The following is a 21304-nucleotide window of genomic DNA, read 5'->3' as shown; positions in this document are numbered from 1 at the left end:
CTCCTTACCGTAGGACCCGCTCTAATACGTGCCCTTGATGCAACGTATTCAACCACAAGAGTCGTAGCGCATGCCAGCGGAATCGTAGCGACATGGAATGATGACGTAGCAGGGGCGAAATAGCAGTTCAGAGTCGTATAGCTGCTTGGATAGCGCAGTGGGATTGGAGTATGTGTGCTCTGCATAGCCCGAAATCATGGGCTGTAGATGAAGCGCTAGGGCCGACTAGACGCAGCGTGATGCTGTCCTAGTGGCGAATAAACACGCTGCAGCGGCCGGCACGGACCATAGGCCGGCCAGTTCCTCGTTGCAGGCTGGCCTCAATCAGCGGCGTTATCGTCGCGCCACGTAACGGGAGATTCGCCGTCGCCGCATCGCAGCGTCTCGGCTGGCCCGACGTCCACATCCGATGGTGGTAGTGCGGGCAGAAGTTAGCGGCGGGTGAGCACGGCAAGTGCACCTGAGAGCGCGGCTGCGGTGTTGGCGTCCAACGGCACTTCGGCCTCGGCGGCGGCGACGGCCTCGACCGGCACGTCGGCTGCGTAGGCGGTTTCTTCGACGGTCAGTTCCGCGCGATATCTGGCCGCATACAGCCGTTGACCCAACGTGGCGCCGGGCGCGCGGGCGGCCCGCAGCATGAGGTCCTTGTAGCACCTGCGGACCGAGCTCAACCCCAGCGCGACTTCGGGAGCTCCCTTGGCGGTGTGTGCGGCATTGGCTGCCACAGACTCGAGTGTGCGCAAATCGGCCAAGATAGTTGCGGCGCGGGCGCTAAAGCCGGGATCGGTGACGTCTTGCGGCAGTGCGGTGATCGCTGAGTTGATCGTCGTCAGCGCAACTTCTACGGCCTGGGCCATCAATGGCGCGCGCACCGTATTGGTCAGCACCTCGGTGCGCTCGGTGTCGTCGATGTTGGCGCCGCGGCGAATCCGTTCGATGGTGCCGTGCGGCCATTGCAGCGCGTCTTCGATTCTGGCCAGGGTGGCTCTGCGTGGCCAACGCCGCCCCTTCTCGAAGTCAATGAGGGCGCCCGCGTTGACGATTCCCTCGCGGGCCATGAAACGCTGGGTCAGCTTGAGTTCCTCGCGGCGAGCGGCCACCGCGGCGCCGGCGCGTGCTACCCCCGGGTCGGTGACCAGGGTCTGTTCAGGGTCGTACCCGTCATCGTCGTCGTCGGGCTCTGCCTGATTCGCGGCGGCAAAGCCGAAGGCCACCGTGATGCCCTGGGGATGTCCGAGCTGGATGGTCATGCCCTCGCGGATGGCAAAGGTGGACTGGCGGATGCCGTTGATGAAGGTGCCGTTGCTGCTTTGGTCGGCTCCGATCCACCCGCCAGGGGTGTGGTCGATGCGCAGGTGGGTGCGCGAGATGCGGTCATCGCTGATAGTGACCTGAGCCGGAAATTCACGGCCGATCACGATTGGCGCTTCGCGGGGACTCAGGGTGTACGTCTGATTCTCTGCTTTAATCACCAACGCCGGGTGGGCGCGGATGGGCTCCACAGCTAGCGGTGGCTGTGACGTGTTTCGGGCGGTCTCCATGTGGTCACTCCAACATTGCGCGTCGCTGCTACTGCTACGTAAACGCTACCACGACTGCGATAATAGATATCGCACCATGCTGTACTTTACTGCGCGCATTGCCGAACAGCTACCGCTCTCCTTTGCGCGCAAGGCTGGGACTCAGCGGATCACGATCAGTGCGGCGGACGGCTGCAGCGAGTACGTCGCTTGCGTGTGCTCCGATTGCTGGGCGCATCATGCAACGTTTGTTACGTGTGCGGCGTCCGAGGCGGCGTAGCGCCGCGCTGGCGTCACGCCTCGATTCGGCCGTTGATGGCCGCGGCGATCGCCGTCGCCTGGTCGTCAGGAGCGAACCCGCAGGCCGCGACGTCGGCGACGACGTTGTTACGCGCGTTCAGCGCATGCTGGCAGCGCCAACCGCCACCGCCCTCTTGGATCATCTGGGCTGTGAGGATGCCAGTTTGGAACTTGACCGCATTGATGACGTAGGTCTCGGGGCCATCCTCGTAGTTGGCCGTGGCCGGTTTGCCCTGGCACTTGGACCAACTGTTGTGTTGTGTGGTGACGAAATCGGCGGCGGCCTGTGCCGTGGGAAAGCTGACCACGCCTTGAATGACGACGTGCTTCCACTGCGCGGTCCCGCTCTCGTGCAGCAGCTGCCCTTGCATGGCGATCCAGCCGCTGCCCTGATACGCCGCTTGCTCGATCGGGTGGTAGGTGCCCAGGCAGTCGGGGGTGTCGGATTTGGGATCGTCCATACGATTCACCGTCTGCTGCAGGGCCATCGCGGGGCTGCCGACAATCGCGTTGAGGGCAGCCGGGTCGGACAGCAACCCGGGCAGCGCAGTGACCGGCACGATCGGGGCGGGCGCCGGCGTGGTCGTCGACGGTGATGGGGTGGCGGCCACAGGTGTCGTCGTGGCGCCGGCGCTACTCGACTGGCCGGTGTCGCCGGCCGTCAACGCCACTGCCGTAGCTGCGATGACCAGCGTCGCGGCTGTCGCAGCAGCAGTGATCGCCCAGGTGCGGCGAGTGTTGCGCCGCCGACCGGGAATCGGGTACTGCGCGGGGGCCCATCCGGCGGGCGGGAACTGCGGGCCGCCGGGCCACGGGTGCGGTCCTGCTGCCGGCATAGGGGCAGGGGTGCGGAACAGCGGTGCACGACGCGGGTCGACGACCAGGGTGACTTCGTCCTGGGGCGCGCGGCGTGGGCCGGTGACCACGGTGACCTCGTCTTCGGGCCGTGCGGTCGGCGCGGGGCGCCGCTGCGGCGTGGCCACCGGCGCCGAAGGGGCATGCGGGGCTGCGAGTCCTAGGTGGTAGTGCTGCAGTGACATTTCGGCGACCTCCGTGTCCGAGCTGATGCTACGTATACAACCATATCAACACGTAGCATCGCAATATGTTCAGATTTTTGTACGAGCGGGTGAGGTCGGCACACCTGCGCCAACGCAATAGAGCACCTTGAACAGTCGATATAGCGCGATATGGCATACGCTGCGCGGGGTCGATCGTGAGTGAATCTGCAGACAATCGGCGGCGATGATGCTGGTGCGTCACGCGGAGAGCCGTAGCTTACTGCTGTATTTATGCGGCTATACGGAGCAGGCCAAGGCCCCGATAGCGGTCAGAAACAGGCAGAACCCGCCGGCCATCACCAATGCTTGAACACGTGGCCACTATCGCTAGCACTACCGACCCGCTGGAGCATCCAGCAACCACACATGGAGGGTCAGTCGCCCACTAGGCGGTACTGGGCCGAGAGTTGTTGCTGTGCCTTATCTAGTTGTCGGGCAATGGTTTTGATGGTGTAGCGACCGGCGCTAGCTAAGCACCAGTAGCGCGGGACCAGACCGTTAGAGCCGGCCACGCGGGTGCAGTGGCTTTGGGGCATCCCCGGCGCTGAGGCGGCGTCTTGAGCTCCCGGTGTGGCAGCGGCGGCATCGGCCAGCGTGCTGGCCAGGGCTTGCGCGGCGGTTGGGTCTTTCGCCTGATAGAGGGTGTCCAGATTGATCGACACGTCGTCGACGCCGGCTGCAGTCAACGCAGGCCCGGTGTGGACCGGATCCTCATCCAGATGCAGGGCCCCGACCGGGGGATAGGCACCCGAGGTGGGGGTGGCCTGGTCGGCGGGCAGCGGCAGAGTCTTGGCGATTAATCCAGTGGGATCTTGTGGCAGCGTGGGGAATTGGCGCGGATCGGTCGGGGTGAAGGTGTCGATCAACGGCAGCTGAAGATCTAGGGTGCGGGCCGCCCCGAATATTTGGTGCTGGGCGTCGACGGTGTCAAGAGTGCGCCGCCAGTTTTAACACCTGGTGATTGTGTAGATCTGCGATGTAGATGTTGCCTGCGGTGTCGACGGCAACACCGGCGGGGTCGTACTGTCCAGCGGACAGTACGACCTCCTGGGAGGTTGCCCCCGCCGCTAGTTTGAGCACCCGGCTGTTGCCCCGGTCGGCGACGTAGACATCTCCTGCTTTGTCGGCGGCGATTCCCCTGGGGCCATTGAGTCCGGTGAATGGCAACATGCTTTGGGCACCGGATCCGTTAGCCAGCTTGAGGATTCGGTTGTTGCCGCTGTCGCTGACGTATACATTGCCTGCGCCGTCGACCGCGACTCCCTTGGGGAATTTGACATCAGTGAGCGGGAGCACGGTTGGTGCAGTGGCGCCTGCTGGCAGTTTCAGCACGCGTGGGGTGCGGACGTGTGATTCGGCGATGTAGACGTTGCCTGAGCCGTCCACCGCGACGCCGTTGGGGTCGGCGAGGTCGGCAAGCGACAGCACGGTCGGCGTCGTGGACCCGGCGGCCAGTTTGAGTACCCGATCATTGTGGCCGTCAACGACGTAGATATCACCGGCGGGTCCCACGGCGATGGCCACCGGATCCAGGCCGACACCGTTGGGATTTTCAGGGCTGGGGATATCGAACGGTATCGCGACCTGGGTGGTCGAACCCGGGGCCAGTTTGCGTACTTGGCCGCCGAGTTCGTCGGCAACATAGACCTCGCCGGTGCTGCCGACCGCCACGCCGTTGGGGCCCTTGAGGTCGGTAAACGGCAGCACTGTCACAGGTTCGTTGTCGTGATCCTTGATGAAAGCCGAAATGCCCAGGGCTGCAACGATGACGGCAACGAGCACGGTTGTGCCGACGATGAGGCCGATCTTGGTGCGTCGGTTAGTGTGCATGCGTAGATCGCGATTCGGTCGTGCTGGGCATCGCGGGACGATGCTGACGTACCCACGTTTGGGCCGCCATTTGAGTGGCATCCCACGGCGATCCGAGCGGGGGCGTGTAGGAGAGGTCGAGTTCGCTGAGGCGGTCGACGGTCATCGTATGGAACAGTGCGGTGGCGTAAGTGTCGACGCGCTTGGCGATTTCAGCGCTACGGTGTCCCACTAGTTGAGCACCTAGCAGGAGACCGCTTTGCTCATCGCCGGTGATGCGGATGTGGATGGGCGTGGCACCCGGGTAGTAGGCCTTGTGGTCGTCGGGACTCGATTGGCTAGTTGCAGGCACCCAGCCGCGATTTGCGGCGACGACTTCGTGTTCGCGAAGACCCGTGCGGGCGGCAACAAGGTCGAAGACCTTGACGACCTGGGTTCCGAGACTGCCCGCGAAGCGGGCATCACCGCCGAGCGCATTCTCGCCCGCTACGCGACCTTGCTTGTGAGCCGTGGTGCCCAGCGGGAGCCAGGTGATGCCAAGGAGTCGGTGGTGGGTGTGTACACAGTCGCCGGCCGCGAAGACGTCGGACAGGTTGGTTCGCATGGCTTCGTCGACGACGATGGCGCCTTTGACGCCGAGGTCTGCGCCGGCATCGGCGGCAAGTTCGGTGTCTGGGCGAACGCCGACGACGACCAGAATGAAATCGACTGTGCGCGAGACAGGTCGGCCGTCGTGGTCGGCGGTAATGGTGAGTCCGCCAGTATCGCTTCGACTAATCGCGGTGACGGCGGTATTGGTCAGGACTTCGACGCCGTTACGTTCGAGTTCGGCGTGCACTAGGGCGCCGAGTTCCGGATCGACGGTGGGCAAGACCTCCGGCAACGCTTCGATCTGCGAGACGCGGATGCCGCGCGAGGTAAGGGCTTCGGCCATTTCGAGGCCGATATAGCCGGCGCCTACGATCGCGGCGGTCGTGGGCTGGCGTTCTTGTAGCGAATCCATGACGGCGAAGGTGTCACCCATGGAGTGCAGCAAGTGCACGCCATCGGCGGGGCCCAACGCGTCGGGGCCGCTGAGGCCCCGGATGGGCGGCCGGACGCTTATCGCGCCGGTCCCCACGATCAGAGCGTCGTAGGGCAATTGCCGCGGCATACCCGTGGAGTCCAGTAGGTCGAGTGTGTGCTCCTCGACATTGATGCCGGTGGCGCGGGTGTCGGTGAGTACCCGCATGCCGGTGGCGGCCAGGTCGGCGGCGGTGCGATGGGCCAAGTTGGTCCAGTGCGTGACTTCACCGGAGACGTAGTACGGGATCCCGCAGATGGAGAAGTTGGGATAGGCGTCGGCGACGACCACGGTGACATTGGATTCGGGGTCGAGTTCGCGGGCTCGAAGTGCCGCGCTGATGCCGGCATCACTGCCGCCGACGGCGACGATATGACGGTGAGTCATGAAGGATCGGCTCCTGCCGTTTAAGTAGTTGTCACGGAGATGCTGCGGCACTTCGATTTTCGATCATGATCATCTGGTCGGCATTCAGCGGATGGCGTTGGCGGCCTTGAGCACTCTTTCCTGGAACTGGCCGGGCAATGCGAAGTATCCGAAGTCCTCCAGGTCGGCTTGCCCAGGGCCAAGGGTGGACTGCAGGAACGCCCGCACCGCCAGCCCGGTCTGTGCGTCAGCGTATTTGGAGCAGACCAGTTCATAGGTCGCCAACATGATTGGGTAGACCCCGGGCCCGACTGGTTTGTAGACCAACGACATATCTAGCACCAGGTCGTTGCCTTGGCCCGTGATGCTGGTACCAGCGATGGCCTTGCCGACCGAGTTCGCGTCGATGGCCACCGAATCCGGTCCGGCGGAGGTCACGATCCTGGCGGCGAACAATCGCTGCGCTTGAGCGAACGACCATTCGTTGTAGCTAATCGCGCCTTCGGTGTGCTTGACCAGCTCCGACGTACCTTCATTACCTTTGGCACCCTGCCCGACCCCACCGCTGAACACTTTGCCGGTTCCCTTGCCCCATGCCCCGCCCGAAGCGGCGTCAAGATAGCGCTGGAAATTGTCGGTTGTTCCCGACGCGTCACTGCGGAATACCACGTGAATGGGCTCCGAAGGCATCCTGTCGTTGAGCGCCTTGATTGCCGGATCATCCCACCGGGTGATCGTCCCATTGAAGATCTTTGCCAGCGTGGGGCCGTCGAGCACAAGCCTGTCAACGACATCGAGGTTGTACGTGATGGCCAACGGACCAAACACCACCGGCAGATCCCAGGCGTCCGAACCGCACCGCTGCCTGGCCATGTCGTACTCGCCCCCGGCCAGCGGTGAGTCCGACCCACCGAAATCGGTCACACCTGAGATGAATTCGCTCACCCCGGCGCCCGAGCCGTTGGACGTGTAGGTGAGCGTTTGTCCGTGGCAAGCGTTTTCGTAGGCCTTGATGAACCGGGTCATGGCGTTTGCTTGCGCGCTGGAGCCGCTGGCCTTCAACGCCTGCTTGCCACTGCACTCCACAACCACTGAGGTGGCGTATGACGGCGCGACTTTGTCTTTAGCGCACCCGGCGACCACCAGCGACATAGCAGCCAGCAAGCTCATGGCGGCAAAAAGCTTAGGTGAAGATCGCATCGTGGTTAGCCTCCAGACTATTAGTGGAATACGCTGCGACGGAATGTATTTAGCGCGGCCTCAAGGTTGGGGCCACATGATCGATGCGAACGGTCAATTCATCGACGACCCGGTCGAAGTCGCCCGTCCGGCCGGTACGCACCGGGTCGGGAATGGACCAATGCAGGCGCCGGCTGTCCGCGGGCAGTTCCTCATGCGCACTATCGCAGACGGCGATGATCACGTCGCTAGGCTTGACAACCTCGTCTAGATGGCGCGGGACCTGGGGCTGCATCAACAGCTTGTGACGCCTTGCCGCGGCAACTGCCGACGGGTGTATTTTCTTGGCGGGACGAGTCCCGGCCGATGTTGCGGGCAGTGAACTACGGCGATTCCATACAGCAACGGCCAATTGGCTGCGCGCCGAGTTCTGGGTACACACAAACACCACCCGCTTGGCACGCCGGGACGTTGAGGGCAGCAACAAGTCCAGCGACTCAGGAATGAGCTGCAGATAGCTGCGACGTCGATCCCCCTCCGAGCGGACACGGCGCACGATGCCTGCACCCTCCAGAACTCCAAGATGGTGCGCGATCAGGCTAGATGACATCTCCAGCACGGCTTGGAGCTCGGACGGTGACGAGTCCGCAAGCATCAATCGATCGACGATCACTAGCCGCCCCGGGTCCGCCAAAGCGGCGTGGACCTGAACTCGGCGAAGCGCATCCTTAGATAGCTCAATCATAATTAAGTCAATAATTACTGAGTGACCGACGATAGGTCAAGATAGGGATGATGATTGGCGGATCTCGCCATCGGCTCTTGCGCTTCACCCCGTCACCTGTTAACCCACTGTTTGCTTGATCGCGGATTCGACAGCGATCAATATCGAACCGTGTCGAAGTCGCGGTTGCCCGTGAGCGATCAGCAGAGCTGTGGCCTACTCGACGGCGAACGCCGTGCTTCATGGGTGTATCACCGAGTTAATCAGGCCGCGCCGCAGCATCTCTCAGAGGTGCTGGGGCCCGATGGCTCAACTCGGCAGCACGATGACCACTGCTCATTCTTGTCTCGGCGGCCTTGTGATTACACCGGCAGCTGACATGGCCGCAACATTCGAAACACGTTTGAGTGGAGGATCGATGATCACGAAAGCCCTCACGAGTGCGGCCAATGCCGCACTTCTCGTCAGTGCCGTAGTTGCATGCGGAAGCACCAACAATGTAGGCCAAAACACCACCCAGGCCGCGCAGGCCGGCCAGATCTGCGGCCAAAACTTCGCCACCACACCCGACTATCGTCTGCCCATCAAGAAACTGGACGGAGCCGCGAACACGTTGTCGGGAGCGGGCTCTACATTTGTGGCCCCGGTGATGTCGATATGGACGAAGGACTACAGCACCACCGACGGCGTCCAAGTCGCTTACCAATCAATCGGATCCGGTGGGGGCGTTCAGCAAATTAGCGCAGCCACAGTCGATTTCGGCGCGTCAGACACGCCGATGAAAGACAGCGAACTCGCCGCGGCGAAGGGCGGGCCCATCCTGCACATCCCGCTGGTGCTCGGTGCCGTCGTCCCCGCCTACAACGTCAAAGGCGTGGACAGCGGCCTGAAGTTCGACGGCGAAACCCTGGGCAAGATCTTCGCCGGGAAAATCACCAAATGGAACGACGACGCCCTCAAGGCGCTTAATCCCGGAATCAACCTTCCCGACGAACCCATCGCGGTCGCACACCGTTCCGACGGATCCGGCACCACCGCGGTATGGACCGATTACCTCACCAAGGAAAGCCCGACTTGGGTCCGTGCCCTGGGCGGATCCGACAAAAGCTTCGGCAAGGAAGTCGCGTGGCATGTCGGAATCGGCGGGAAGGGCAACGAAGGCGTGTCAGGTGTTGTCAATCAGACCGAAGGCGGTCTGGGCTACGTAGAACTGGCCTACGCCATCCAACAGAACCTCAGATATGGCCAAGTGAAGAACAAGGCCGGCAACTTCATTCAGGCGTGCACCGCCACCATCACCCAGGGCACCGTAGGCACGATTTACCCTCCGGATCTGCGCGCCAGCTTCACCGACGGTGCTGACCCGAATGCGTACCCGATCACGGGAACGACGTATGCGTTGGTGTACGTCAACCAACCTGATGCCGCCAAAGGCAAGGCGGTGGTCAACTTCTTCGCTTGGGTGCTGTCCAACGGCCAGGACGAGGTAGCGCGGGTCAACTACGCGCCGCTCGGAAAAGATCTGCAGGAGAGGGCCGTTGAACGGCTGAAAATGATCACGATTGCCGGAGCACCGCTGGGCTAATGACACGGGCGTGCAGCGCTGAAGAAGGTGGAGCGGCCCGTGCGACGAAGGCCTTCCTCCCCGATCGGCCCGTCAAACGCCACCTCCACTTCTCTGCGCGAAATCACCGAGGCGATGCGACGTTCCGATCGCTGACGGCGGGCGCTGCCGTCTTCGTGATGCTGACCCTGGCGGGGACCGCGCTCTACCTGATCTTTCAGGCCTGGCCGGCACTTACTCACTACGGCCCATTGGGATTTCTGACGTCCGACCGGTGGGCGCCGTCAGAGGCAACCCTTGAATCCAGAAACCCCAATCCGTACGGGATCTTGCAATTTGTCGTCGGAACGCTGGTGACTTCGGCCATCGCGCTGCTCATCGCCGTTCCCGTATCAATTGCGCTGGGGCTCTACATCACAGATGTGGCTCCCAAACGGATGCGTCGATCGTTGTCGTCGCTAGTCGATCTGCTTGCCGCGATCCCCAGCGTCGTCTATGGATTCTGGGGCGTGTTCGCCTTGCTGCCTGTGATCACACCGATCGGCACCACACTGAGCCGGCTATCAGTGCTCCCCGTGATCGGCAGCATCTTCCGTGGTCCGTTCTTCGGCTACTCGGTGTTCTCGGCCAGCATCGTCCTAGCAATCATGGTCCTTCCGATCGTGACCGCCATCTGCCGCGAGGTATTTGCTACGGCCCCCGTGGCCGAAAAGGAGGCGGCACTCGGGCTCGGAGCCACCCGATGGGAAATGCTGCGACTCGCCGTGATTCCCCGCTCCCGCGCCGGCATCACCGGCGCCGCCATCTTGGGTCTCGGCCGCGCCTTCGGCGAAACCATCGCCGTCACGATGCTGATCGGCAACAACGTCTTGTCGCTCCCCAAAAGCATTCTCTCCCAAGGAGCTACCATGCCCAGCGTCATCGCCAACGAATTCACCGAGGCCAACCAGCCCTACCACCTCGACTCGCTGTTCGTCGTCGCCAGCGCGCTGCTGGCAGTGTCACTGTTGGTCAACTTCATCGGCAAGTGGGTCGTCAGCCGCGCGGGTGAACACATCGCATGATGGTCACCGCACCAACGCTCAGCATCGAAGCCGCACGTACCGGGCGCCGGCGCAAGTTCACGAACTGGGCGATGACCGCTCTTCTGACCGCCACGATGGCCGCCACCATCGCCGTATTGCTATGGGTCCTAGGCTATGTCGCCGCCGAAGGACTGAAGTACCTAGGGCCCGAATTTCTCACTCAAACTCCTCCGGGCAACCCTGCTCAGCCGGGGGGTGGATTCGTCAACGGCATCATCGGCAGCATCATCATCGTGGGGATCGCGACCGTGCTGTCGATTCCGATCGGACTCGCCGCCGCCATCTACTTCGTCGAATACGGCGGCCGCCTGGCGAGGTATGCGCGGTTCGTGACCGATGTGATGGTCGGGATCCCAACAATCGTCACCGGTGCGTTCGTATACGCAGTCTGGGTAGTGCATTTCGGCTTTTCTGGCATCGCCGGTGGGATCGCCCTGGCCCTGATCATGCTCCCGCTGATCATCCGATCGGTTGAGGAAATGCTACGGCTCGTGCCCAACGAGATTCGAGAGGCATCACTTGCGCTCGGAGTCACCCGGGCGCGCACGATTGTCGCGGTGGTTCTGCCCACTGCCAGCTCGGGCATCATTACCGGCATCATGCTCGCCGTCGCACGAGCAATGGGCGAGACGGCCCCACTCCTGTTGACGGCGTTGGGCAACGATTTGTTCACGGAACTCAACCCGGACAAACGGATGTCGACCTTGTCGCTACAGATATTCGGCAACGCCATCACTGGCTTCAAAGCGGCTCAAGCGCGGGCCTGGGCCGGCGCCCTGACGCTTGTCGCGTTGGTGCTTCTGTTCACCCTGGCGGCTCGGCTCATCGCTCGCCGTTCCACAATCAGCCAGGGACGCTGAGAACCGCAAAACCCTACAACGCCAAAGCTATTGGCGTTCACGACGTCAGCTACAGCAATTCGGGTCGAGAACCGCGCAGAGGGCTGCCATCGCATCTCGATGAGGGCGGTGGTAGACGCTCATGCCGCGGCGATCCGATTCCACCAACCCCGCCGTACGGAGTTGGCTGAGATGGTGGCTGACGGTCGACTCGCTCAATTTGAGAACAGTTGCGAGATCACGTGTGTTCTCCTCGCGAGCAGACGAATTGAACAGCAGCGACATGATTTTGACCCGAGTGGGGTCGGCCAACGCCTTGAGTCGCAGAGCTACCCGTAACGCATCGTCATCGCTCATCGGCCCAGCGGCCAGCGGCGAGCAACATACCGGCGCGGCAATGTCGATCACGGGCAGTGTTCTTGGCATCCCACCATTCTGCCACAGGGATTTGACATATATCAAAAAGGTGGCAAGCTGGGGACGTCAGACGGTTTCGATACATGTCTCACACCTATGGAGGTTCACTCTCATGTCGCGCGTCCAACTCGCCCTCAACGTCGACAACCTCGACGAGGCAATCTTGTTCTACTCCAAGCTCTTCAACATCCAGCCTGCGAAACGCAAGCCGGGGTACGCCAATTTCGCCGTCGCTGAGCCCCCGCTGAAGCTCGTGCTCCTGGAGAACCCGGGGCAAGGCGGCACCCTCAACCACCTCGGCGTCGAGGTCCAGTCCAGCGATACGGTGCATGAGGAGATCGCCCGCCTGCAGGGTGAGGGAATGTTCACCGACGAGGAAATCGGAACGACGTGCTGCTTCGCCACCCAAGACAAGGTCTGGGTTACCGGACCGGGTGGCGAGAAGTGGGAGGTTTATACCGTGCTAGCCGATTCCGACACTTTCGGCACCAGCCCACAGCATTCGGATGGCGGCACTGCCGAAGGTGGGGTTTGCTGCGGCGGCGCATCCTCCGAGGAGACGGAGCAGGCGGCCCGCACGACGTCGTGCTGCTGATCAGTCAGATCGCGTGCGCGAACGGTTGCGCATCTGTCAGTGAGGGTGCGCAACTGTCTTGCACGGTCGAATCGGTGCACTTGCTCAGGCCATTTCGATCCAGGTTGCGGCGACAACCCCGACCACGCCATGTCTGAAAAAGTTCAGACGCAGTCCAATCCGACGAACGAGCGCGGTCTGCGTTGGACGCTAATTGCCTTGTGCCTGACCCAGATTACGAGTTGGGGCGTTTTGTACTACGCCTTTTCGGTGTTATCGGTCCGGATTTCTGCGCGAACTGGTTGGTCCCCTCCAGCAGTCACCGCGGCGTTCTCAGGTGGATTGGTCACCTCGGCACTCGTCGGCGTCATCGTGGGCAGATGGTTGGATCGACATGGCCCGCGTGGCGTTATGACCGCCGGCGCCGTGGCCGGCCCACTTGCAGTGGTGGGCGTTGCGCTGGCTCCGACGTTTCCGTGGTTCGTGGCCGCATGGATAGCGGCAGGAGTGGCCATGGCCGCCGTGCTGTATCCGCCCGCGTTCGCGGCGTTGACACGCTGGTTCGGCCCCCGCCACGTTGGCGCCCTGACAATTCTGACGCTTGTGGCGGGGCTGTCGAGCACGGTGTTTGCGCCACTGACCGCCGCCCTGGCCGATCGACTTGATTGGCGCACAACCTATCTCGCCCTCGCGGCGCTACTGGCGGCCGTGACCATTCCGGCGCACTTCTTTGGCCTTCGCCACCCATGGCCGGCCGCGCCCGGGCTGCACATCAGCGAACCACCCAGCCGAATCACGCGGAGTCGCCCGTTCGTTGCACTGGCAGTCGCGCTCACCGTAGCTGTGTTGGCCTCCTACTCGGTCATCGTCAACCTCGTGCCGCTGATGACCGAGCACGGTATCGACGCGCGCATGTCAGCCACGGCGCTCGGCCTGGGCGGCATCGGACAAGTGTTCGGCCGACTCGGTTACCGAACGCTGATCGCCCGCTTCGGCATACGGGCGCGAGTGGCATCGATTCTGGCAGGAGTGGCGGTGACGACAGCACTACTCGGAATTTTCAGCTCGGTGGTGCCGCTGATCGTGATGGCGATTCTCGCCGGATTCGTGCGGGGCATCATGACCCTGCTACAAGCGACTGCCGTCACCGAACGTTGGGGTCATACCCACTACGGACATCTGAACGGCGTCCTATCCGCCCCCGTCACCTTGGCCACCGCGACCAGTCCGTGGATCGGTGCCGCCCTGGCGAGCTGGTTCGGCGGATATGGCTTGATGTTCATAGCGCTTGGCGCTTTCGGAGCTCTTGGAGCCGTCATCGGCTTGGCCAGTGTTCCCGCTCGTTCCGATGACAGCGATGTTCCGCATCTGTCGCCGAGTGCTCACGCGGATTAAACTTGCGCGTGCGTCTGAGTCCATCGTCTGGCGCCGACGACCGCTCTTCACTACGCCCGGCGGGTTGCGTTTCAGTTCGATATCTATCAATATAGATGAGTGTCTAAATCACGGCTTCCGCTTCCAGACGCGTCCGTGTGCGCGTACGCGCCTTTAGTAACCGAGCCGCTCTCACCAGAGGCCGCCGCCGACATCGCGACCAAGCTGAAAGCACTGGCTGATCCGATCCGACTGCGCCTATTCAGCATGGTGGCCAGCCGCGCGGGCGGCGAGGCATGCGTGTGCGACGTATCTGAGGGATTCGACGTAACCCAGCCGACCATCTCGCATCACCTCAAGGTCCTCAAGGATGCGGGGCTATTGACCTCCGAACGCCGCGCCTCTTGGGTGTACTACGCAGTCGTCCCGGAGGCATTGACGAACTTGTCGACGGTACTCAGAGTTGACGTTTCCGCGGCGAAGGCGTCGGCATGACCACCACCCAGTCGCACGGTCATCCCGCCGTCGTCGAAAAGCTTTCGCTCCTGGACAGATTCCTGCCCGTCTGGATTGGCATCGCGATGGGCGCCGGCTTGTTGTTGGGCCGGCTCGTACCGGGGCTCAATACTGCTCTTGAGCGCGTCCAGGTCGACGGCATCTCGCTGCCCATCGCACTCGGCCTGTTGGTAATGATGTATCCGGTATTGGCCAAAGTCCGCTACGACAAGCTGGACTCGGTAACAGGCGACCGACGGTTACTGCTCAGCTCCCTGATTTTGAACTGGATACTCGGGCCCGCCGTGATGTTCGCCTTGGCGTGGCTTCTGCTACCCGATCTGCCCGAATACCGCACCGGATTGATCATCGTCGGCTTAGCGAGATGCATTGCGATGGTGATCATCTGGAACGACCTCGCCTGTGGAGACCGCGAGGCCGCTGCGGTGCTGGTTGCATTGAACTCGATCTTCCAGGTTGTGATGTTTGCAGTCCTGGGCTGGTTCTATCTGTCAGTCCTGCCGGGCTGGCTCGGCTTACCGCAGACCACAATCAGCACCTCCCCCTGGCAGATCGCCAAGTCGGTAGTGATATTTCTTGGTATCCCTCTACTGGCCGGGTACTTGTCGCGGCGTTTCGGTGAAAAGGCCAAGGGCCGAACCTGGTACGAAAACAGGTTTCTCACGGTTATCGGCCCTTGGGCCCTGTACGGCCTGCTATTCACTATCGTCATTCTCTTCGCCTTACAGGGCGATCAAATCACCAGCAGGCCATTCGATGTCGCCCGAATCGCTTTGCCGCTGCTGGCGTACTTCGCCATCATGTGGGGCGGTGGATACCTCTTGGGGGCGGCGCTCAACTTGGGCTATCAGCGCACAACCACGCTGGCTTTCACGGCTGCCGGCAACAACTTTGAACTCGCGATAGCTGTTGCAATCGCGACGTACGGGGCGACCTCCGGGCAAGCTCTCGCCGGAGTCGTCGGCCCTCTCATCGAAGTACCAGTGCTTGTCGGACTCGTCTACGTCTCTCTGGCGTTGCGGCGACGTTTCGCCGCGGATGCTTCGAACGCCGTGCCGGGCAGCGGAGCACACCATGACCGATAGCTCGCCGTCACCCAGTACAGACCAGCTCGGGCATCAATCAGGCGACCAGCAACTGGCCCCGAAGGACGTTACGGATCGGCTCCACGCCGAGTTCGGCGAGCACGTCGGCCGCGACGATATCGAGCGGTCGCTGCGCTCCTCTTGCGAACGATTCAACGGTCGCGCCATCGATGCGAAATCGCTAACCGCGCGAGCGGAACGGTGGACGCGCCAACGCCTCGCGGCACGCGTGCGTGTCAGCGGGCAACTCGTTGACACGCGCCCGACTGTCTTGTTCTTGTGCACGCATAACGCCGGACGCTCACAGATGGCTCTCGGATTCTTCAATCACCTCGCGGGCGACCAGGCAGTGGCGTGGTCGGGCGGATCTGAACCCGGCGATCAAGTTAATCCGTCTGCGGTGCAGGCCATGGCGGAAGTCGGTATCGATATCACCCGCGAGTTCCCCAAACCGTGGTCCGACGAAATCGTTCAGGCCGCAGATGTCGTCGTCAAGATGGGATGCGGCGACACGTGCCCCCTGTTTCCCGGCAAGCGTTACGAGGATTGGGAACTCGTGGATCCCGCCGGGCAAGGGGTCGAAGCCGTGCGTCCCATCCGCGATGACATCGAAGAGCGTGTTCGCCGACTGCTGTCCGAACTAGGCATACAGTCGCAGCGGTAATCAAGGAGCAGAGCCATGGATGAAGCTATGCCGCCCTCGGTGCTGTTCGTGTGCGTTAAGAACAGCGGGAAGTCGCAAATGGCGGCCGGCCTAATGCGCAAGCTCGCCGGTGACGCAGTTCTCGTCTACTCGGCCGGAACGAAGCCGGGCGAGGGCATCAACGCCCTGTCCGCCGAGTCGCTGGCCGAAATCGAAGTCGACATCTCCGGCGAAAGACCCAAACCCATCGATCCAAACCTCCTTCAGAATGTCGACTTCGTGATCACGATTGGGCGCGAAGCCAAGGTCCAGCGCGCGCCCGGGATTACCGTCGAGAATTGGGACACCGACGAACCCTCCGAGCGCGGAATCGACGGCATCGAACGAATGCGCCTCGTACGCGACGACATCGCGACACGTGTTGCCGATCTCTTCGGCCGCATCCGAGCCGACTCAACGTAGAGCCGCCGCCCCGATAACAGCTGACGATCGGCAGCGACTGGGTGTCCACTTTAGACCGCCCGGCACATGCCCAGCTGCGCCTGCACGCCCAATGCTGGGCATCGCTGCCAGCGAAAGTCTATGATGCGTTGGCCTCCTAGCGATCGCTGTCCCGATCTCTTCCTCAATTTGTGTGAGAGAGGCGCCGCCAAGCGCCAAATCGCCAAATCCATTTCCCGCCTTCACGTTCAGGAGCGATTGGGAGGCCTTCGGCGGATAGTTGACATCAAGCCCGATGGCGATCGTCGTGCACTTTTGCGCGAATGAGTCACCGCGGTGAGGGCCGTGCCCTGGGTCTGGCTAAGTCGAGGTCACGCCGCGGGCCCATCCCATACTTCGCGGCCGCGGCCGTTATCGCGGCCGTGGCATTGCTGGTGGTGGCGTGGGCGGTCCCGTCCAACCAGGCGGGGCTCGCGACATTGGCTTACCTCGTCGCGATCGTGGCCGTATTGGCTATCAGCGCAATGTTTCAACGCGTCAACCGGCACTCGCTCGACCCCGGGGCGCGGACGTGGCTGGACCATTCGATGATCTTCGTATTCATCGCCGCCAGCCACACACCCGTTCGCCTGGTTGGCCCTACCGCACCCCACAGAACATCTGGTCGTGGCCGCCAGTTGGGGCGCAGCGCCGACCGGAGTTGCGCTCACGCTGCTCTATCCGACCGCGCCGCGCTGGGTGGCGGCGCCGCTGTGCGTGATGGTCAGGTCGGCGTCGATCTGTTACACCGGCACGATCCTGCAGTACAGCGGCACGATCTTGTGAAGCACCGGCGCAGTAGCGCTAGTCATGTTGTTGGCCGGGGGCGCCTTCTACAGCCTCGGCGGGGTTCTCTATGCACTGCGGCCGACGGCGCTGCACCATCACGACATCTCCCACGCCTTCACCGTCCTCGCGGCGATGTGCCACTACATCGCTATGTGTTTCGCGGTGTTCTAGACAAATGAATCAGACGAGTCAGCGAACTTGCGAACTGCGCCAGTCCGACGGCGAGCAGCCGATCACACCGCCGTTTCGCTTGCGTGGGGAAAGCGGGCAAGCGATGCCGAGGAGACCTTCCGCCCCATATCAATATTCGTTAGCATATGAGGATGGGACAGTCTCCGTTGGATACTCGCGACCTCTTGTGCCTGGACCTGCGACATGCTGAGTCGATTCGAGCGTCGCTATCGTCCTTGGATCGAATTGAGGCCTTCGCGGCGCGCGCCCGAGCATTAAGTGACCCGACGCGACTCACGATTGCGACGGCCTTGCTGACGGGTGACGAATTGTGCGTGTGCGATGTGGCCTGGGTGGTGGGTCAGGCGCAGAACCTCGTGTCGCATCACTTGCGTCAGCTCAAAGTCGCCAAGCTGGTGTCCTCCCGCCGGTCCGGCCGACTCGTCATATACCGACTGACCGAACAGGGCCGGGAGCTCACCTCGGCTGTCATGACCCTCTCCGTGTCACCTGTGAAGGAGCGCAACGATGTCTGATGCGTGCTGTGGAAGCGACGAGGCTGACCAACCGCAGGCGGGGCCGGAAAAACTCTGGCAGGTTCGAGAATTGCACTGGGCGGCGCTGGCCGCCGTTCTGCTGGCGGCTGCCTGGTTGATCGAGGCGTTCGGGCGCACTTCGGTGGCCTCGGTGTTGGAATGCGCTTCAGCGGCGGCCGGTGCGGCGTCATTCGTGCCAGGTGCGTTGCGCGGATTGCGGCATGGCCGCATCGGCGTGGGGACGTTGATGACGATCGCCGCGGTGGGCGCGGTCGCGTTGGGCCAGTTTGCCGAGGCGGCGATGCTGGGTGTCTTGTTCTCCATCGCTGAGGGGCTTGAACACTACGCGGTGACACGGACCCGCCGCGGACTTCGCGCTCTGTTGTCGCTGGTGCCACCGACAGCCACAGTGGTGCGCGACGGCCGCGAAATCACCGTGGCCCCAGAGGATCTCGCGGTCGGCGAGAAGATGGTGCTACGTCCGGGGGAGCGGGCGGCCACCGACGGCATGATCACGGCCGGGCGTACCAGCCTCGACGCATCAGCCATCACCGGGGAGTCGGTGCCGATCGAGGCCGGCCCGGGCGACCAGCTACATGCCGGCGCCATTAACGGCAGCGGCGCCATCGAGGTCGAAGTGACCGCGGCCGCCAACGATAGCTCGCTGGCGCGGATCGTCCACATTGTCGAAGACGCTCAGGAACGCAAAGGCGCCGGCCAACGCCTCGCTGATCGGGTCGCTCGGCCTCTGGTGCCGGCGATCATGATCCTGGCAGTTGCCGTCGCTGTGTTTGGCGCACTGCTTGGTGATCCGCTGGTCTGGCTGCAGCGCGCCCTCGTTGTGTTGGTGGCCGCGTCGCCGTGCGCCTTGGCGATCGCCGTGCCCCTGACAGTGGTGGCCGCAATCGGCGCCGCGAGCCGGCAAGGCGCCCTCGTGAAAGGCGGGGCGGCGGTCGAAGCGCTGGGTCGAATACGCACCGTGGCGCTCGACAAGACGGGAACCCTAACCCGCAACAGGCCTGAAGTCATCAACACGATCACCGTCGGTGACAGCACCGATACCGAAGCTCTGCGGGTAGCGGCGGCATTGGAAGCCCGCAGCGAACATCCACTCGCGCAAGCGATTCTGGCCGCCATAGACACCAACATCCCGAGCGCCACCGGAGTCACCGCCGTCCCCGGGCACGGATTGACCGGCCAACTCGACGGGACGACGCTGCGGCTGGGCAAACCTGGTTTGGATCGACTCAGGACCACTGCGCAGCGAGGTTGATCGGCTGCAAGGGGCCGGAGCAACCGTGGTGCTGCTCGAACGAGACGGCGCCCTTATGGCCGCAATCGCGGTGCGCGACGAACTACGACCAGAAGCCGCCGACGTCGTTACTGCGTTGCGCCGTAACGGGTTCGAGGTCGCCATGCTCACGGGCGACAACTCGCGCACCGCCCACGCCTTGGCTAGCGAGGCAGGTATCACTACGGTCCACGCCGACCTGCTGCCAGAGGACAAAGCCCGACTGCTGCCCGAATTGGCCCGCGGTAAGCCGATCGCCATGGTCGGCGACGGCATCAACGACGCGCCGGCGCTGGCTACTGCCGACATCGGCATCGCCATGGGCGCCATGGGTACCGACGTCGCGATCGAAACCGCCGATGTCGCGCTCATGGGGGCGGATTTGCGTCACCTTCCTCAGACCTTGTCTCACGCCCGCCGCGCTCGCCGGATCATGCTGCAGAACATCGTGCTGTCGCTGGTGATCATTACCGTCCTGATCCCGATTGCTGCGTTGGGCCTACTCGGATTGGCCGCAGTGGTGCTCATCCACGAAGCCGCGGAAGTGCTGGTCATCCTCAACGCCATCCGCGCCGCCAAAACGCAACCGTTGCCGGGCGTCGTCGCGGCGGCGTCCAAATTGACGTCGACACCCAATGTCAACATCGGTGCACCCCCACCGCTAAGTGATCCGTGCTGCGGGACACCCACTCAGGAATTGCCGGTTGGTGTTCAGACGCTCAGGCTCGCCCCAAGTGAGCCGGGATCGTGCTGCGGTGACGAGTGCGCGTGTTGTCACCCAAGCGCACCCGAGAAGAATTGAACGTGTCGGCGACTGGGTCCCGCACGAGGTTGCACTTGCTTGGTGGAGGGCCAATGCGGTGGGCCCCGCAGTGTGCAGCGGCCCGATGCGGTCTGCACCGGATAAGTGGGCGAGCTTAGCCGATTTTTGTCAGGGTAAAGGTGTCGCTCGGATCGCTCAGGCCGCAGGGTGCGGTGCTGTCCAAGAAGATCGCAACCCCGTTGAGCGTCAACGGGTCCCACCATTGATCCACGGTGACCGGATGCTGGCTGAGATCGTTGCCACAGATCGCGCCCTCCGGAATCGTCCGCTTCACGTCGTAACGACCATCAATCAGCGGGGCGTTGAACCCTTCACCGGGACCGGTCGTGACGTGGGCAACGCAGACCGGCTTGCATGTTGTGCTAATCGTCCACGTTCCGGTATCGCCATCCTCGTCGGCGTAGTGGTAGACACCGTTCATCTTTAGGTCATCGGCCGCGGCGAGCGGCTCAGCTTGGGATGCTGGTGGCGACAGCACGCTGGCAAGGAGTGTGGTCGCCGCAACGACTATGCCGATTTTCATAAATTCCGCTCTCGTGTGGAAAGATTCCTGCCTCGCGAGCAAGACGAGCCAAACGTATCCGCAAACTGGCTGGGATCCCGCCGTCTCGCTTCGGTGCATATCGAATTGAAAGACGGTGGTGCACAAGGCCGCTGAATTCTAAGAAATCGGCCAGTATCCGAGCCGGCTACCGTGTCGCATTCGAGCGAAATCAGCGCTGCCGAAAGAAACCCGGTCTGACCTGGGAGAACGCATCACGCTTACTGACTGGGGGTCATGTGGTTGCAGGTTCAAATGCTGTTGGCCCGACCGGTTGAACGTCGCCCTGAACTGCGGGTCGGCGTCCCGTTGAGGCATCCCATGATGTCGACCTGGAACCGCGGACTGCCACGAAGTTGCACCATGCGTTCAAGGCGAATGCGGGTAACGCCTGCATGTGCCTTGACGCCGCCGAGCGCGAACTGAAAATCAATCTCCGAATGAACGATCGGCCACCGACTAGCTGTAGGAGGACAGCACGTTGGTGACGCCGGTGGTGAGTCGTGATGCTGGTGGTTGGCCGTCGGCGGCAGAGTGTGGTCGATGGTAGTTGA

At 62.7% G+C, this 21304-nt stretch carries 20 protein-coding genes and 2 pseudogenes; 13 read left to right on the top strand and 9 right to left on the bottom strand.

The genetic code is table 11. The features are described 5' to 3' along the window. Positions 1–431: 431 nt before the first annotated feature. The 7 genes from AAHS21_RS29005 to AAHS21_RS28975 form a co-directional block, all read right to left on the bottom strand. Positions 432–1472 (bottom strand): FHA domain-containing protein, encoded by a 1041-nt coding sequence (locus tag AAHS21_RS29005; protein WP_342930861.1) that lies wholly within the window; start codon positions 1470–1472, stop codon positions 432–434. Positions 1473–1813: 341 nt separating this feature from the next. Then, complete coding sequence (locus AAHS21_RS29000) at positions 1814–2860, bottom strand: sensor domain-containing protein (protein WP_330981102.1); 1047 nt, start codon at positions 2858–2860, stop codon at positions 1814–1816. Between the two features lie 395 nt (positions 2861–3255). After that, a complete protein-coding gene (locus AAHS21_RS28995; RefSeq protein WP_330981101.1) occupies positions 3256–3747 on the bottom strand; it encodes a hypothetical protein in 492 nt (163 codons plus the stop codon). Between the two features lie 61 nt (positions 3748–3808). Then, positions 3809–4711, bottom strand: a complete 903-nt coding sequence (locus AAHS21_RS28990) for an NHL repeat-containing protein (protein WP_330981100.1) — start codon at positions 4709–4711, stop codon at positions 3809–3811. Beyond that, positions 4701–6140, bottom strand: coding sequence for an FAD-dependent oxidoreductase (locus tag AAHS21_RS28985; protein WP_330981099.1), 1440 nt, complete (start codon positions 6138–6140; stop codon positions 4701–4703). Before AAHS21_RS28985 ends, AAHS21_RS28990 begins: the two co-directional genes overlap by 11 nt. 84 nt (positions 6141–6224) lie before the next feature. Further along, positions 6225–7319 (bottom strand): phosphate ABC transporter substrate-binding protein PstS, encoded by a 1095-nt coding sequence (gene pstS, locus AAHS21_RS28980; protein WP_330981098.1) that lies wholly within the window; start codon positions 7317–7319, stop codon positions 6225–6227. Between the two features lie 49 nt (positions 7320–7368). Beyond that, the gene (locus tag AAHS21_RS28975) at positions 7369–8043 is read right to left on the bottom strand and encodes an ArsR family transcriptional regulator (RefSeq protein WP_330981097.1); all 675 of its coding nucleotides are present in this window, start codon (positions 8041–8043) and stop codon (positions 7369–7371) included. Between the two features lie 283 nt (positions 8044–8326). Between AAHS21_RS28975 and pstS (AAHS21_RS28970) the strand changes: the two genes are divergently transcribed. Genes pstS (AAHS21_RS28970) through pstA form a run of 3 tightly spaced genes read left to right on the top strand, consistent with a single transcriptional unit; the run spans position 8327 to position 11531 of the window. Continuing rightward, complete coding sequence (gene pstS, locus AAHS21_RS28970; RefSeq protein WP_330981096.1) at positions 8327–9607, top strand: phosphate ABC transporter substrate-binding protein PstS; 1281 nt, start codon at positions 8327–8329, stop codon at positions 9605–9607. After that, positions 9607–10650: a phosphate ABC transporter permease subunit PstC gene (pstC, locus tag AAHS21_RS28965; RefSeq protein ID WP_330981095.1), complete on the top strand. Its 1044-nt coding sequence runs from the start codon at positions 9607–9609 to the stop codon at positions 10648–10650. The genes pstS (AAHS21_RS28970) and pstC overlap by 1 nt, the downstream gene beginning before the upstream one ends. Beyond that, complete coding sequence (gene pstA / locus AAHS21_RS28960; RefSeq protein ID WP_342930860.1) at positions 10650–11531, top strand: phosphate ABC transporter permease PstA; 882 nt, start codon at positions 10650–10652, stop codon at positions 11529–11531. The genes pstC and pstA overlap by 1 nt, the downstream gene beginning before the upstream one ends. Positions 11532–11576: 45 nt before the next feature. On the opposite strand, the gene AAHS21_RS28955 is transcribed toward pstA, so the two are convergent. Further along, positions 11577–11936, bottom strand: coding sequence for an Rv2640c family ArsR-like transcriptional regulator (locus AAHS21_RS28955; RefSeq protein WP_330981093.1), 360 nt, complete (start codon positions 11934–11936; stop codon positions 11577–11579). Between the two features lie 103 nt (positions 11937–12039). Between AAHS21_RS28955 and AAHS21_RS28950 the strand changes: the two genes are divergently transcribed. The 10 genes and pseudogenes from AAHS21_RS28950 to AAHS21_RS28905 all read left to right on the top strand — a co-directional run bounded on the left by AAHS21_RS28950 (position 12040) and on the right by AAHS21_RS28905 (position 20188). Next, complete coding sequence (locus tag AAHS21_RS28950; RefSeq protein ID WP_330981092.1) at positions 12040–12522, top strand: ArsI/CadI family heavy metal resistance metalloenzyme; 483 nt, start codon at positions 12040–12042, stop codon at positions 12520–12522. Between the two features lie 129 nt (positions 12523–12651). Continuing rightward, complete coding sequence (locus AAHS21_RS28945) at positions 12652–13896, top strand: MFS transporter (RefSeq protein ID WP_330981091.1); 1245 nt, start codon at positions 12652–12654, stop codon at positions 13894–13896. Positions 13897–13995: 99 nt separating this feature from the next. Beyond that, positions 13996–14370 (top strand): metalloregulator ArsR/SmtB family transcription factor, encoded by a 375-nt coding sequence (locus AAHS21_RS28940; protein ID WP_330981090.1) that lies wholly within the window; start codon positions 13996–13998, stop codon positions 14368–14370. After that, positions 14367–15413: pseudogene (gene arsB / locus AAHS21_RS28935) on the top strand (ACR3 family arsenite efflux transporter); the annotation flags it as partial. The gene AAHS21_RS28940 and the pseudogene arsB, both read left to right, overlap by 4 nt. 52 nt (positions 15414–15465) lie before the next feature. Then, complete coding sequence (locus tag AAHS21_RS28930; RefSeq protein ID WP_330981089.1) at positions 15466–16140, top strand: arsenate reductase ArsC; 675 nt, start codon at positions 15466–15468, stop codon at positions 16138–16140. Positions 16141–16155: 15 nt separating this feature from the next. Then, entirely contained in the window at positions 16156–16581 is a 426-nt protein-coding gene (locus tag AAHS21_RS28925; protein ID WP_330981088.1) for a low molecular weight phosphatase family protein, read from the top strand. A gap of 645 nt (positions 16582–17226) precedes the next feature. Beyond that, positions 17227–17385, top strand: a complete 159-nt coding sequence (locus tag AAHS21_RS28920; protein WP_330981087.1) for a hypothetical protein — start codon at positions 17227–17229, stop codon at positions 17383–17385. A 24-nt stretch (positions 17386–17409) separates the two neighbouring features. Continuing rightward, entirely contained in the window at positions 17410–17559 is a 150-nt protein-coding gene (locus AAHS21_RS28915) for a hemolysin III family protein (protein ID WP_330981086.1), read from the top strand. A 152-nt stretch (positions 17560–17711) separates the two neighbouring features. Further along, complete coding sequence (locus AAHS21_RS28910; protein WP_330981085.1) at positions 17712–18095, top strand: metalloregulator ArsR/SmtB family transcription factor; 384 nt, start codon at positions 17712–17714, stop codon at positions 18093–18095. Further along, a pseudogene (locus AAHS21_RS28905) lies at positions 18088–20188 on the top strand (cation-translocating P-type ATPase). The gene AAHS21_RS28910 and the pseudogene AAHS21_RS28905 overlap by 8 nt, the downstream one beginning before the upstream one ends. Positions 20189–20303: 115 nt before the next feature. Here the strand turns inward: AAHS21_RS28905 and AAHS21_RS28900 are convergent. After that, positions 20304–20858 (bottom strand): hypothetical protein, encoded by a 555-nt coding sequence (locus tag AAHS21_RS28900; RefSeq protein WP_330981083.1) that lies wholly within the window; start codon positions 20856–20858, stop codon positions 20304–20306. Positions 20859–21304: the final 446 nt, after the last annotated feature.

Source organism: Mycobacterium sp. 050272 (assembly GCF_039023525.1).
Classification (GTDB): Bacteria; Actinomycetota; Actinomycetes; order Mycobacteriales; family Mycobacteriaceae; genus Mycobacterium.
The sequence above is the reverse complement of the archived record's forward strand: the minus strand, read 5'-3'. Positions and strand labels throughout refer to the sequence as shown.